The 13,385-nt window shown below is 54.4% G+C and carries 14 protein-coding genes; 6 read left to right on the plus strand and 8 right to left on the minus strand.

Annotation, left to right across the window (positions count from 1 at the left end; all coding sequences use genetic code 11):
- Positions 1-56: 56 nt before the first annotated feature.
- Positions 57-1,049: a lipoate--protein ligase gene (locus tag BN1190_RS12060; protein ID WP_040287121.1), complete on the minus strand. Its 993-nt coding sequence runs from the start codon at positions 1,047-1,049 to the stop codon at positions 57-59.
- Between the two features lie 305 nt (positions 1,050-1,354).
- On the opposite strand from BN1190_RS12060, the gene yhfH reads away from it, so the two are divergent.
- Positions 1,355-1,480, plus strand: coding sequence for a protein YhfH (yhfH, locus tag BN1190_RS12065; protein WP_082023367.1), 126 nt, complete (start codon positions 1,355-1,357; stop codon positions 1,478-1,480).
- Between the two features lie 538 nt (positions 1,481-2,018).
- Here yhfH and hemY read toward each other — a convergent pair.
- The 3 genes from hemY to hemE are packed head-to-tail and all read right to left on the minus strand — an operon-like array spanning position 2,019 to position 5,468.
- Positions 2,019-3,446 carry a protoporphyrinogen oxidase gene (gene hemY / locus BN1190_RS12070; protein ID WP_040287123.1) on the minus strand — a complete coding sequence of 476 codons (1,428 nt, stop codon included), beginning with the start codon at positions 3,444-3,446 and terminating at the stop codon, positions 2,019-2,021.
- Between the two features lie 26 nt (positions 3,447-3,472).
- Entirely contained in the window at positions 3,473-4,402 is a 930-nt protein-coding gene (gene hemH / locus BN1190_RS12075) for a ferrochelatase (protein WP_040287124.1), read from the minus strand.
- A gap of 16 nt (positions 4,403-4,418) precedes the next feature.
- Positions 4,419-5,468 (minus strand): uroporphyrinogen decarboxylase, encoded by a 1,050-nt coding sequence (gene hemE, locus BN1190_RS12080; protein ID WP_040287125.1) that lies wholly within the window; start codon positions 5,466-5,468, stop codon positions 4,419-4,421.
- Between the two features lie 256 nt (positions 5,469-5,724).
- Between hemE and BN1190_RS12085 the strand changes: the two genes are divergently transcribed.
- From BN1190_RS12085 to BN1190_RS12095, 3 genes are all read left to right on the plus strand, one after another.
- Positions 5,725-6,249 carry an antibiotic biosynthesis monooxygenase family protein gene (locus BN1190_RS12085; RefSeq protein ID WP_040287126.1) on the plus strand — a complete coding sequence of 175 codons (525 nt, stop codon included), beginning with the start codon at positions 5,725-5,727 and terminating at the stop codon, positions 6,247-6,249.
- A gap of 120 nt (positions 6,250-6,369) precedes the next feature.
- A complete protein-coding gene (locus BN1190_RS12090) occupies positions 6,370-7,533 on the plus strand; it encodes a M20 metallopeptidase family protein (RefSeq protein ID WP_040287127.1) in 1,164 nt (387 codons plus the stop codon).
- A gap of 186 nt (positions 7,534-7,719) precedes the next feature.
- Positions 7,720-8,268: a competence protein ComK gene (locus tag BN1190_RS12095; protein ID WP_052461818.1), complete on the plus strand. Its 549-nt coding sequence runs from the start codon at positions 7,720-7,722 to the stop codon at positions 8,266-8,268.
- Here the strand turns inward: BN1190_RS12095 and BN1190_RS12100 are convergent.
- From BN1190_RS12100 to BN1190_RS12115, 4 genes are all read right to left on the minus strand, one after another.
- Positions 8,237-8,596 carry a hypothetical protein gene (locus BN1190_RS12100; RefSeq protein ID WP_040287128.1) on the minus strand — a complete coding sequence of 120 codons (360 nt, stop codon included), beginning with the start codon at positions 8,594-8,596 and terminating at the stop codon, positions 8,237-8,239. The genes BN1190_RS12095 and BN1190_RS12100 overlap by 32 nt on opposite strands.
- A gap of 127 nt (positions 8,597-8,723) precedes the next feature.
- Entirely contained in the window at positions 8,724-9,329 is a 606-nt protein-coding gene (locus BN1190_RS12105; RefSeq protein ID WP_052461819.1) for a nuclear transport factor 2 family protein, read from the minus strand.
- Between the two features lie 61 nt (positions 9,330-9,390).
- Positions 9,391-10,065: a response regulator gene (locus tag BN1190_RS12110; protein ID WP_040287129.1), complete on the minus strand. Its 675-nt coding sequence runs from the start codon at positions 10,063-10,065 to the stop codon at positions 9,391-9,393.
- Between the two features lie 26 nt (positions 10,066-10,091).
- Positions 10,092-11,243, minus strand: coding sequence for a sensor histidine kinase (locus tag BN1190_RS12115; RefSeq protein ID WP_040287130.1), 1,152 nt, complete (start codon positions 11,241-11,243; stop codon positions 10,092-10,094).
- A 148-nt stretch (positions 11,244-11,391) separates the two neighbouring features.
- Between BN1190_RS12115 and BN1190_RS12120 the strand changes: the two genes are divergently transcribed.
- Positions 11,392-12,024 carry a YigZ family protein gene (locus BN1190_RS12120; protein WP_040287131.1) on the plus strand — a complete coding sequence of 211 codons (633 nt, stop codon included), beginning with the start codon at positions 11,392-11,394 and terminating at the stop codon, positions 12,022-12,024.
- A 155-nt stretch (positions 12,025-12,179) separates the two neighbouring features.
- Positions 12,180-13,268: an LCP family protein gene (locus BN1190_RS12125; RefSeq protein ID WP_040287132.1), complete on the plus strand. Its 1,089-nt coding sequence runs from the start codon at positions 12,180-12,182 to the stop codon at positions 13,266-13,268.
- Positions 13,269-13,385: the final 117 nt, after the last annotated feature.

Below are 13,385 nucleotides of genomic sequence, written 5' to 3' on the forward strand. Positions count from 1 at the left end.
TGAAAAAAGGGTCCGCATCCGCCCTGAAGGAGGATGCGGAACCCCAGGGCCCCGGCTCAGTAGATCAGATTGACGAACTCTTCCTGCGTGATGCCGCCGAGCAGTTTCGGGATATCGAGCGTGCTGACAGCGGCCGTGATCGATTCACGGTCATACTGGCAGCCGACGAGGCGCTCCTCCAGCTCCGAGACATCGCCGATCCCGAAGAAGTCGCCGAATATGTGCACTTCATGGATCGTCCCTTTGTCGACCTGCAGGCGCACGTCGATGCTGCCGACCGGGAACCGGTGGGAGTGCTGGACGTTGCACTTTGGCGAGCGGCCGTAGTTCCAGTCCCAGTTGCCGTAGCGTTCCGCGGACAGCTTGCGGATGTTGTCCCAGTCCTCGTCGGTCAGTTCCCTGTATTGGATGTTCTCTTCCCCGCCGAAAATGGATTTCAGGATCTCCATCCGGAATTCCTCGATTGTCATCTCCTTGTCCATATACTCGGAGATGTTGGTGACCCGGCTGCGGATCGACTTGATGCCTTTCGATTCGATTTTGTCCTTCTTGACGCGCAGCGCATTGACGACTTCCTCGATTTCCGTATCGAACATGAGCGTGCCGTGGCTGAACATCCGTCCGTTCGTTGCAAACTGCGCATTCCCGGACACTTTCTTACCGTCGACGAGCAGGTCGTTACGGCCGAGGAGTTCAGCTTTGACGCCCATCTTCGCGAGCGCCTCGACGACGGGCTCTGTGAACTTCTTGAAGTTGCGGAACGACTGTCCATCGTCTTTCGTGATGAAGCTGAAGTTCAGGTTGCCGGTGTCATGGTACACAGCACCGCCGCCGGAAAGCCTGCGGACGACGTGGATGCCGTTCGCATCGACGTATTCCGTGTCGATCTCCTCGATCGTGTTCTGGTTCTTGCCGATGATGATCGACGGTTCGTTGATATAGAACAGCAAATAGGAGTCCTGATCGACGTCCATGTTCTTTAGAATGTATTCCTCGATCGCCAAGTTGATGCGCGGATCGGTAATCCCTTTGTTATCGACAAATTGCATGTCCTTCTCTCCTCTGCATTAGTGATTACTGACAGTTTATCATACTGCGGCAGGAGCGTCCCATTGCGCCGTTCGGACCGTCTGGCAGAGGGCGGTTTTCCGGCTGCCGGCTGAGATCAGGAAAAATTATTTAGAAATTTGGGTGAATTCATTGACGGATGGGAGACTGTTATAATACACTAGTTATAACAACTCGAAGTGCTAGTACACCAAGATGCCGCTGCCTATTTTTTTGGCCTGTCTGTTGCATAACAAATGCCTGTGGAGAAAGCAGTCCTATTACAAACCGAATGGAGCGGATTTCAATGATCGAAAACGTCGTCGAGTTTTTCAAGAACCTTCCTCCGAAACAGTGTGCCACGTGCGGTGAACAGTTCGAAGAGCAGCATGAGTGCTACCAGGCCACGTGTCCGTCGTGTTCCGAGCAGTGAATGTCCATGTGTAATTGAATGAAACCTTGCCCCGGGCTATGCGCCCTGTCGGCAAGGTTTTTTTGTCTGAGGGGGATGCGGGAAGAGCTGAGTTGTGTCCCGATGCCGATCAATTCAGCGATCTGTCCGATATCTCCCTCCATCTGTCCGATACTTCCTGCCAAGTGTCCGATATCTCCGGCGATGTGGCCGATACTTCCCCTGGTTTGTCCGATACCGCCGCGTGCAGCCCCCTGACTTGTCCCTTTTTCTCGCGCCATGACGGCACACGGCGCAGAGTGCGCTGCCGCGTCCCGACGGCTCCCCTGGAAAACGAGCGTTAGCGAGCACCATCCAGGCCCTTGAATTGTGCCCAAATGCCGATAAATTCAGCGATCTGTCCGATATCTCCCTCGATCTGTCCGATACTTCGGCCAACTGTCCGATACCGCAGGCGATGTGTCCGATACTTCCCCTGATCTGTCCGATACCGCCGCGTGCAGCAGCAAAAACACCCCCTGCAACCGCCAAACGGGCGGGTGCAAGGGGTGTTTCATTGTTAAGATGGGTCCGTGAGCCGGCTGATCACGCGCTCGGCTGCGGCTTGGCCCTGATCGACGCAGTCCGGCAGGCCGACGCCTTCATAGGAGGCGCCCGCAAGCTCGACTTGCGGGAAGGCGTCACGCAGTTCGGCTTTCGCTTCTGCGATCAGCTGCTTATGGCCGACCCGGTATTGCGGCCGGTCCTCTTTCCAGCGGGTGACGATCGAAAATTCCGGGTCTCCGTTGATCTCAAAAATCTTTCGCAGATCCCCGAGGACGATCTGTTCGATTTCCGCATCGGGCAGGTCGACGATCGCCTCTTCTCCGATCCGGCCGACGAACGCCCGCAGCAGCACTTTGCCGTCGGGTGTCGTCGTCGGCCATTTGCGATTCACCCACGTACAGGCCGTAATCGAATAATCGCCGCTCCGCGATACGAGGAAACCGGTTCCTTCCTTGTCCTGCACGACCGCTTCCGCTGGGAACGCAAGCGCGATTGTGGCAACGGAAGAGGTGCGGATCTCACCGAGCTGCTGCAGGATGCCGTACGGTTCGAACAGCCGGCGCGCGGTTTCGTGACCGGTCGTCAAAATGACGGCATCCGCTTCGATGACGGAGCCTTCGTTCAGCGTCACATACGTTTTGCCGTCCTGCTCTTCAATGCTTTCCAGCCGCACGCCTTTGACGAATTTCACTTTCGTCAATTGTGCTTCGAGCGCTTCGACGAGAGTCTCCAGCCCGTCGCGGAACGTGTGGAAGGCGCCTTCCTTTTTCGCGGCATGCCCTTTGTTCGGCAGCTGTTCCGGCTTCGGCCGTGTCTTCTTCATGCCGAGGATCAGGCTTCTGTGCTTTTCCTCGACATCGACGAATTGCGGGAATGTCGATTCCATGCTCATATTATCGATATCGCCCGCATACACACCCGACAGCAGCGGTTCGATCAGATTGTTGACGACCTCGTTGCCGAAACGCCGGCGGAAGAACTTCCCGAGTGACTGGTCGCCCTGGATATCGGATCGCGGCAGGAAGAAGTCCCCCGCCGCCCGGAGTTTGCCGGTCAGCGAAAACAGGTTGCTCTTCAGGAAAGGTCCGACCTCCGTCGGCACGCCCATGATGGAGCCGCCCGGGATCGGATGGAGTTCGTCATTCAGCAGCACGAACGACTGGCCGGTCGCGTTCTTCACCAGCTGATCGGCGATGCCGAGCTCTCCGGCCAGCCGGTCCATGCTTTTTTTTCGGATCAGAAAGGAGTCTGGACCGCGTTCGATAATATAGCCGTTACGCCGGACGGTCTGGATCTTGCCCCCGAGCCGGTTCGTTGCTTCTACCAGGATGATGTCGATCGGAAGCTGCTGCTCATCGATCTGCCGCTGCATATAGAATGCCGCGGACAGACCGGTGATCCCGCCCCCTGCGATCACGACTTTTTTACGCTGTTCGTCCATACCTTTCACACGTCCTTTTCAATAGCTTACTCGTTCACTTTGTCCAGAACCGCATCCGCGACAGCGCCGATGAAGAGCGGATCCGTGTTCGGCATCTGCGGACGGCGGTATGATGCGCCAAGTTCATCACAGACGACTTTACATTCATAGTCATTGTCGTAGAGCACTTCGAGGTGATCGGAAACGAAGCCGACCGGCGTATAGACGAATGAGCGGTAGCCTTCGTTCTCATACAGGTCGCGTGTCAGGTCTTGTACGTCCGGCCCGAGCCACGGTTCACCTGTCTGCCCTTCACTCTGCCAGCCCACTGCATAGTTTTTCACCTCAGCGGCTTCCGCCACCAGTTTCGCTGTCTCTTCCAGCTGGTCCGGATACGGGTCGCCCGCTTCACGGATCTTCTGAGGCAGTGAGTGCGCCGATACGACAAGTACCGCTTTTTCGCGCTCTTCGCTGCTCATGCTGTCGAATGTTTCGCGGATCTTCTGCTCCCAGTACTGCAGGAACTTCGGCTGCTTATACCAGCTTTCGACGGAACGGATCTTGATGCCGTATTTGTCGGCTTCCTCTTTCGCCCGGGTGTTGTACGACTTCACCGAGAAGGTCGAATAGTGCGGTGCGAGCACCACCGTGACCGCTTCCTCGATGCCGTCTTTGTTCATCTCGGCAACCGCCTCTTCGATGAACGGGGTGATATGCTTCAGGCCGATGTAGAGCTTGAACTCGATATCATCCTGGGCAGCATTCAGCGCGTCGGTAAGCGCCTGTGCCTGGCCTTCCGTGATATGCGCAAGCGGTGAGATCCCGCCGATCGCTTCATACCGGTTCTTCAAGTCCTCGAGCTGTTCCGGGGCAGGCTTCCGTCCGCGGCGGATATGTGTATAGTACGGTTCGATATCTTCCTCTTTATATGGCGTTCCGTATGCCATGACGAGCAATCCCATTGTACGTTTTCCCATAATAGTCACCTCAAGGTCAGTTTTTTGCAGCGCGCAGTTCAGCGCTGTATGTGTGGATCAGTTCAGTCAGTTTCTTCAGTTTCGCAGGCTCGATTTCCGGGAACACGCCATGCCCCAGGTTGAAGATGTGGCTGCCGTGTGCAACACCCTGTTCGATGATCGCTTTCGCCCGCTCCTCGATGACCGGCCAGTCCGCCAGCAGCATCGTCGGGTCGAGATTCCCCTGGAGAGGTTTCGTCAGCCCGCGCTTACCGGCTTCTTCGATCGACAGCCGCCAGTCAAGGCCGACCACGTCGACAGGCAGGTCATGCCATTCGTTCGCCAGGTGGCTTGCGCCCACCCCGAATGTAATAAGGGGCACATTCAGTTTCCGGAGCTCTGTGAAAATCCGTTCCATGACCGGTTTGATGAAAATCCGGTAATCCTGGACATTCAGTGCACCGACCCACGAGTCGAAGATCTGGATGGCGCTTGCGCCCGCCTTCACCTGGGCACCGACGTATTCGATCATCGTATCCGCCAATTTGTCCATGAGTTTGAACCAGGCTTCCGGTTCCGAGACCATGAGCGCTTTCGTGCGCGCATAGTTCTTCGACGGACCGCCTTCGATCATGTAGCTCGCGAGCGTGAACGGTGCTCCGGCGAACCCGATGAGCGGCACATTCAGCTGCTCCCGCGTCAGCAGTTTGATCGTATCGAGCACGAACGGGATGTCATCTTCCGGATGCATCGTTGTCAGTTTGTCGATATCCGCAACGGAGCGGATCGGGTTCGCAATGACCGGACCGACGCCCGCTTTGATGGCCACATCGACGCCCATTCCAGGCAGCGGCGTGACGATATCCTTGTAGAGGATCGCTGCATCGACACCATACTGGTCGACCGGCAGCTTCGTGACATATGCACAAAGTTCAGGCTGGTGTGTGATTTCCTCCAATGAGTACTTTTCCTTGATGGCACGGTACTCGGGCTGCGATCTGCCTGCCTGCCGCATGTACCATACAGGTGTATGGTCAATCTTCTCCCCGCGCGCTGCACGGAGAAGTGTATCGTTGAACGTTGCCATGAACAGTTTCCCCCATTCTCAATTTACCGGACGGTGTTCTGCTGCTGTATACAGACAGCTTATCGTTTTCAATATAGACGGAAACGGTTGGGATGTATAGCCAAACACACTCAATGTCATAAATTTGTACTACATTGGGCACCTGGATGAGCCTGGTTGTTTTAGGAGAAGGATTTCGGGAATTAATGAAAGAAGAGAATGAAGTGGTTGACGAAAAACAAATCTGAATCAGACAAGCCAAGGGAGGCCATTCCAAATGACAAACATTTATACGACCCGCGGGACAGTTGACTTCATGGAGAAAGTGAAGGAGAAGTATCCCGATGAGAAGATGATTCTCATGAACGGCAGCGGGACGTCTCTGCTGCTGCACGAAACCGAAGGGAAGACCGTATTCCAGACACCGCACAAGTACGAAGTGATTGCGGAGCTCGGACAGCTGCAGGACCGCGGATTCTTCGCCATGAACAACGTGCCGGTATCCGACGAAGGCAAGCCGGTATTCGAAGACCGGTTCAAGAAGGACTACGGGAAGATGGCGGATGCTGCCGGATTCACCGCTTACCGTCTGCTGCGTCCCATCGGTTCGGATACGTACGTCATCCTGACAGAGTGGGAAGATGCAAAGGCGTTCGATATGTGGCGGCATACTCCGGCATTCAAGGATGCGTATGATACCTCCACTATGGATGCCCACGCAGGTCCGGCTGTCCACATATTCACGAGTGCCCCGTACTTATCACTCTATAGTTCGGTATCGGACGAAGAGGACGGACTGTAAGCCGTCTGCCTGCTGCAGAACACGAAGAGGCCATATGCCTCTTTTTTCGTTGTCGCATTATTGCGAGTTGAAAAACGCATTGGTATACTGGGTGGAATCATTTGAAAAGGGGATGTTTCCATGAACGACAAGCTGTATACTCTGCTCGACGAATCCTACGAGGATATGGTCAGCATCCGGCGTCATCTGCATCAGCATCCGGAAGTCTCATTCCATGAAACGGAAACCGCAAAGTATATCCAGACTTTCTATAAAGAGTTGGGTGTCGAATACCGGAGCAATGTAGGCGGCAATGGTGTTGTCGCGCGCATTGAAGGTGCGAAGCCCGGCAAGACCGTAGCGCTCCGGGCAGATTTCGACGCCCTGCCGATCCAGGATCAGAAAGACGTCCCCTACAAATCGACAGTCGAAGGCGTCATGCACGCTTGCGGCCATGACGGACATACAGCAGCGCTGCTCCAGCTCGCAAAGGCAATCCATACGCTGAAAGATGAACTTACCGGTACGTACATCTTCATCCACCAGCACGCGGAAGAATATGCGCCGGGCGGAGCCATTTCGATGATCGAAGACGGCTGCCTTGACGGTGTGGATGTCATCTTCGGCACGCACCTCTGGTCGCTCCTTGAAGCGAATACGGTCCAGTATGTCAGCGGGCCGATCATGGCGGCTGCCGACCGGATCGAGATCACGGTGAAAGGCGCGGGCGGCCACGGGGCATCCCCTCATCAGACGAAGGACGCTATCGTCATCGCCTCCCAGTTCGTCACGAATCTGCAGCAGCTCGTATCCCGGCGTGTCGACCCGATCGAATCCGCCGTTGTCACGATCGGTTCGTTCATATCCGACAACGCGTTCAATATCATTGCCGATCAGGCGGAGCTCCTCGGCACGGTACGGACATTCTCCCCCGAAATCCGGGATCTGATGGAACGGGAAATCCAGCGTATTGCGGACGGCACCGCCCTCATGCACGATGCAAAGATCGACGTGACCTACACGCGCGGCTATCCGGCAGTCGTGAACCATAAACAGGAGACTGAATTCCTCCGGGACATCGCCCGGGACGTTCCTGGCGTGAAGTCGGTCGTTGAGATGGTGCCGCAGATGGGCGGCGAGGACTTCGCCTACTATCTGGAGCAGGTGCCCGGCACCTTCTTCTTCACAGGCGCCCAGCCGGAATCGGCCTACCCGCATCACCACCCGATGTTCGACTTTGACGAATCCGCAATGCTGACTGCCGCCAAAACGCTCGGCGCAGCGGCATTGCGTTCGCAGGAATAAGCGGATACCGGCTCCTTTTCCGGCCGCGGAAACATAAACTCCGACTGATAAGCTGATCGAAGAGTCTTTTCCGACAGTATCGGTCAGCTTATCTTCACTTTTCCGACTTTTCTTTTTATTAAATTGCATTTCCATATGCTTCCGATATAATGAGAATTAAGAACCTACTCAGCAGGAGGGATAAAGATGCACTCACAGCAGCAATTCGGCAATTACCTCATCAACTCGGATACGTTCGTTCTGCAGCCCATCCATGCAGATTTCAAGACGACGACCCGTGTGATCGAACGGCATACGGAATTCTCCCTGCCGAAGAAACCGATCCAGATCGTTCGGAAGACATGCGAGCTGTACGGCTCCTCACTGAAGACCCGTACGCTCACCGCCCGCCGGGCACTCGGCAACCGTCATAAGACGCCGATCGTCGTCGCTCACGCATTCGACACACCGTACATCTTCCTGCCGACCATGTCGCCGGCTTCGGATGACAACATGTGGATTTCGTACCACGCCATCACCGACTTCAAGGAGGAGTCCTCCGGCTGTTCCATCCATCTTGAAAATGGCCGTAAAGTGAAAGTCAATGTTTCGACACCGACGATGTGGCGGCAGTTCGCTTTTGCCGCATTGCTCGAACGGGACTTCGAAAAGAAACAGTTCATGCTTCAGCGTCCGCGGATGGTGGTCGCCCAGCATGGCAGTTTCACATATCCTGTTGCCGGAGATACCGAGTGAGCAGTTCCTCCGTACGGTTGCGCAGCCGCACATTCAAGTAGCGGCGCCGATCTTCCGTCCTGTCATGCAGGAATGTGTATTCGGTGAAAATGTCATCCGTCTTCCCTTTGATGACGGACATCCGGTGCATCCGCAGGTAGGCAGCCGTATTGCCAAGCTCCCTGTGCACCTTCCTGGTCACATCGTCCACGAGCGCCAAATACGGCTTTTTCAGTTTGAAATTCCCCTGCTCGATCGATTGGCGGTCCCGTTCCAGGACTGTCAGCAGCATGGGCAGGTAAATCATGTTCTCCAGATTGGCGACCTCTTCTTTCTGCAGTGCAGGCATTGTCCATCCCTCCATAACGAACAAGTGTTCTTATTAGGAGTGTACGCCATCCCCTCTTTCATTGCAACAAAAAACAGTCCGTAAACGGCATGATAATTCTGCCAGCGGACTGTTTCTTCTGTTCAGTTTATTTTTCCTTCTCCAAGTCTCCGATGTAATGGACCGATTTCACTTTCCAGTTGCCGTCCTCATGGTTCATGACCGTCACCTGACGTCCGCTGCTGACGTCCTCTTCACCGCTTGCCTTGGACTTGACGGCCGTCTTCATCACCGTGAAGACCTGCGCTTCATCCTCCGTATACTCGACAATCGTCAAGTCCTCCGGAGTGCGTGTCAGCTCATTTTCAGTAAGCAGCTCCTCGGTCGCCGCACGTTCTTCGCCGAGGTCATAGCCTTCTTCGGAAAGTGTGGCAAGGTACGCATCCACATCGCCGGCATTCAGTGTATCGATGTACTCGCTGAACGCCTTTTCGATCGCTTCCTTCTGATCTTCCGGGACACCGGATGCTTCTTCGATATCGCCGCCGTTCAGGCTGAAGCCGACGTCGCCCCCGTCCTTGCCTTCCATTTCCGTCCCTTTATCTTTCACGCCGTGATCGATGCTGCCATATTCATTCGTCTGTTCCCCGTCATTGACCGATCCCTGGCTGTTTTCGCTGCTGTCTTCACCGCCGCACGCACCGAGCGTCAGCACCAATGCTGCTGTTCCGAACAATACTGCCGTTTTCTTCATCAGTCCATCCCCTCTCACAGCAAAAGGACCATCCAGTCGGAGGCCCTTTGCTCTGTTGTCCTTACTTGACTTCAACCCAGCCGTTCTTGATGGCCGTGACGACTGCCTGTGTCCGGTCGTTGACATTCATCTTCTGCAGGATGCTGGACACGTGGTTCTTGACCGTCTTCTCGGAGATGAACAGTGTCTCACCGATCGCCCGGTTGCTTTGGCCGTCCGTCAGCAGCTGCAGCACTTCACATTCCCGCTTCGTCAGCAGGTGGAGCGGACGGCGGATTTCGTGCTGATGGAACGAGCCTTTATGCTCGCGTTCGCTCAATCTGCGATATTCGGTCACAAGGTTGTGCGTCACTTTCGGATGCAGGTACGATCCCCCTGCCGCCACAACTTTGATCGCCTGGACGATTGCATCCGCATCCATCTCTTTCAGCATATAGCCGAGTGCACCGGTTTTCAGTGCCTGAGAAACGTACGACTCATCATCATGGATGGACAGGACGATGACTTTCGCATCCGGGTATTTGGATGTCAATTGCTCTGTCGCCTCGATACCGTTCATGCGCGGCATGTTGATGTCCATCAGGACGACATCCGGACGGTGTTCTTCATACAGAGTGAACACTTCACTGCCGTCGTCCCCTTCGGCTACCACTTCGAACGAATCTTCGAATGCAAGAATCCGCTTCACACCTTCCCGGAATAGTTGGTGGTCGTCTACTATTAAGATCTTTGTCATTTTCGTTCCCTCCACTGCCTCTATTTTCACTTCGAATCGGGACTGAACGGGATGGTGAAGAAGACGCTTGTCCCCCTGCCGACTTCAGAGGTGATTTTCAGCTCACCTTTCAGCAGGTCGATACGCTCTTTCATCCCGATGATCCCGAATGATTTCTCTTTCACTTCATTCTGATCGAAGCCGCTGCCGTTATCCTTGATAAGTGCATTCATGGATTCACACAGCCATTCGACTTTCACCCAGACGTCACGGCTGTTGCCATGCTTGATAGCGTTCGTGACGGATTCCTGGACCAGCCGGAACACCGCTACTTCGAAACTGGATTCGAAGCGGCTTGCTTCGCCGATGCTCTGGAAATGGATCCGGACGTCAGGTTCGTATTCCATCAATGTCGACAGATACTTCTTCAAAGTCGGCACAACGCCGAGATCATCGATTGCCATCGGCCGTAGATCATATATGATTCTCCGCACTTCATACAATGAGCTGCGGACCATCTCCTTCAGATCCCTGAACTCGATCAGCGCCTGCTCCGGCCCTTTCTGTTCATACACTTTCTCAACAAGCCCTGAACGGATCAGCACATTGGCCATCATTTGCGCAGGACCGTCGTGTATTTCCCGGGAAACTCGTTTGCGTTCCTCTTCCTGGGCCTGGATGATCCGGATTGCGAAGTCTTCCTTATGCCGTGCGGTCTCGAGTGCTTCCCCTACATCTTTCAAGTCCGATGTCAGGTAATTAATGACTGTGGACACTTGGTTCACGAGCTGATCCGCACGTTCGATCGTGTGGAGCAGCTCCGCCAGGCGGCGGTCGAGATCGTCACGTGTCATGCGCAGCTGCTTTTCTTCCATGCGGTTCACCGAAAGCCTGACAAGCAGATCATTGGCCACCTCATAGGCTTTCCGCACTTCCTGCTCTGAATAGTTTACAAAATTCCTGGAGACATCAGCAAGCCTTTTGCGTGAGTGGCGTGTCATCTCTTCAAGGTGGTCCCCTTCGGTTATTACCCGGGAAATATCTTCCTTGACGAGAAGAAGCTCACGCTGCATGGACTCGTAACTGCGCCGGCTCTGTTCACTGATCATAAAAATGTCGTTTTTCGACTGATCCATCACATTCACCATGCTGCCAAAGATACCTTCCAACTTCTGGATATCTATTGCCGGCTTGTTCACTGTCCCACCCCCATCGCTGCTGTTATCCTTGTGCGGAATCCGTGTTGCTATTGCACTGCAAACGGATTCACTATACACTTTACTCAGTATAGCATCTTAATGCCCATTACATATTAAAATTGTATTACAGATTGAGGAGGATGCTGAAATGAGACCTGACTATCAGACCGTGAAACAGCAGGGCGAGGCGGAAATTGTCATTAGTAAATCACGCTTCATCGCCTCCGTCAAACGTACTGAATCGGAAGAGGAAGCATTGGAATTCATCCGGCAGATCAAGCAGGAGCATGCCTCCGCTACGCATAATTGCTCAGCTTACCTGATTGGTGAGCATGATCACATCCAAAAAGCGAACGATGACGGAGAGCCATCCGGGACAGCCGGTGTCCCGATGCTCGAAGTGCTGAAAAAACAAGGGCTGAAAGATGCAACCGTCGTCGTGACCCGTTACTTTGGAGGCATTAAACTAGGTGGCGGCGGTCTGATCCGTGCATACGGACGTTCTGCATCGGAAGGAGTTGCAGCAGCCGGGATTGTAGAGCGCAGGCTTCACAGTACGATGGAAGTGACGGTCGACTATACAGCCCTCGGAAAAGTGGAAAATGAAGTGCGGCAGTCCCGCTGGCCGCTCGATCGCATCGATTATGGCGAACATGTCATGCTGTCGGTTTTTGTCCCGGTCGGCGAGGTCGGTGACTTCAGGGACTGGATGGCTGATCTGACAAACGGGCAGGGGGAAGTTGTTGAAGGGGAAAAGATATTCCTGGAGTTTTCCGTTTGAAAAGGTGTACGGGCTTTCCAAAAGATAGTATACTGTAGATTCATGAAGAATTCTGCGAATTACAAGCCAGTGCGACAGTATAGACCGCCGCTGTCCATTTCCGTGAATCATCGGGAATCCGGCAGAAGGACGGCATAACGGAGGCCAGAACTTAAATGAAACGGAAAGACTATAAGAAGTCAAAGCGCAGGTCATCCAAGACCCGGCTCGCACTGAAGATCGGGCTCGTGGCAGCCATCGCTGCATTGTTCACAGTCGCCATCTACGGCGTGACGCTTCACAAAAAGGCGGAATTGGCAGCCGACCGGGCATATGAAGCGATCCCTGACCGTTCCCCTAGGACTACGGACAAAGAAACACGCATCCAGCCGGCCAAGGACAATGTATCCGTCCTGTTCATCGGCGTCGATGACAGCGATGACCGGCAGCAGGGAGACAGCAACAGCCGGGCCGATGCGCTGCTCATCGCAACATTGAACCCAAAACTGAAGACCGTCAAACTGCTCAGCATCCCTCGGGATTCCTACGTATACATTCCTGAAGTCGATTACAAAGACAAAATCACACACGCCAATGCCTATGGCGGGACAAAAGCGACAGTCGAAACTGTCGAAGAGATGCTCGATATCCCTGTCGATTATTATTTGAAGACGAACTTCAATGCGTTCATCGATGTCGTTGATGCGCTCGGCGGCGTGGACGTCGATGTGCCGTATGAGCGTATCGAAAAAGATGAGACGGACGCCGGAACGATCCACCTGATGCCGGGTCTTCAGACACTCGACGGGCGACATGCCCTGGCCCTCGCCCGGACGCGTAAACTGGATAATGATATCGAACGCGGCAAACGCCAGCAGATGATCATCCAGGCAATGATGGACAAGGCGAAGTCGCCTGCAGCCATCACGAAATTCGGCGAAGTGATCGAAGCGCTCGGCGATAATGTCAAGACCAACATGACCTACAAAGAGATGCTGTCGTTCCTTGAATATGCAAAAGGCGGCATGCCATCCGTCGACACGCTGACGCTGGAAGGCGATGATGATTGGGGTACCGGAGTCTACTACTGGAAGCTGAATGAAGAAGACCTCCAGCAGAAACGGCTCATCCTCCAATCCCATCTCGGGCTGATTTCCCCTTCTGGCACCGACGTCGATGATGAAGAATCCGGTCTTTACGGCACGGACAGCGCCGGTCTTCCAAGTGAAGACGCCGACAGCGGATCCGACACAGACGATAATTGAATGCAGTACACACAGTGCGCCCCGTCCCCTGACGGCCGGCGCACTTTTCTGTTGGCATGCATCTTTTGACAAACTAAAAAGGCTGCCTCAGAGAGGAACTCTGAGACAGCCATGCAC

Origin of the sequence: Sporosarcina koreensis, assembly GCF_000826145.2 — a bacterium.
GTDB classification, from domain to species: Bacteria; Bacillota; Bacilli; order Bacillales_A; family Planococcaceae; genus Sporosarcina; species Sporosarcina trichiuri.

Coding starts and splice junctions, on each gene's coding strand:
- hemY (WP_040287123.1), bottom strand. CDS start 3,446: ATGGACGAACAGCGTAAAAAAGTCGTGATCGCAGGGGGCGGGATCACC.
- BN1190_RS12110 (WP_040287129.1), bottom strand. CDS start 10,065: ATGACAAAGATCTTAATAGTAGACGACCACCAACTATTCCGGGAAGGT.
- BN1190_RS12125 (WP_040287132.1), top strand. CDS start 12,180: ATGAAACGGAAAGACTATAAGAAGTCAAAGCGCAGGTCATCCAAGACC.
- BN1190_RS12095 (WP_052461818.1), top strand. CDS start 7,720: ATGCACTCACAGCAGCAATTCGGCAATTACCTCATCAACTCGGATACG.
- BN1190_RS12090 (WP_040287127.1), top strand. CDS start 6,370: ATGAACGACAAGCTGTATACTCTGCTCGACGAATCCTACGAGGATATG.
- yhfH (WP_082023367.1), top strand. CDS start 1,355: ATGATCGAAAACGTCGTCGAGTTTTTCAAGAACCTTCCTCCGAAACAG.
- hemH (WP_040287124.1), bottom strand. CDS start 4,402: ATGGGAAAACGTACAATGGGATTGCTCGTCATGGCATACGGAACGCCA.
- BN1190_RS12120 (WP_040287131.1), top strand. CDS start 11,392: ATGAGACCTGACTATCAGACCGTGAAACAGCAGGGCGAGGCGGAAATT.
- hemE (WP_040287125.1), bottom strand. CDS start 5,468: ATGGCAACGTTCAACGATACACTTCTCCGTGCAGCGCGCGGGGAGAAG.
- BN1190_RS12085 (WP_040287126.1), top strand. CDS start 5,725: ATGACAAACATTTATACGACCCGCGGGACAGTTGACTTCATGGAGAAA.
- BN1190_RS12100 (WP_040287128.1), bottom strand. CDS start 8,596: ATGCCTGCACTGCAGAAAGAAGAGGTCGCCAATCTGGAGAACATGATT.
- BN1190_RS12060 (WP_040287121.1), bottom strand. CDS start 1,049: ATGCAATTTGTCGATAACAAAGGGATTACCGATCCGCGCATCAACTTG.
- BN1190_RS12105 (WP_052461819.1), bottom strand. CDS start 9,329: ATGAAGAAAACGGCAGTATTGTTCGGAACAGCAGCATTGGTGCTGACG.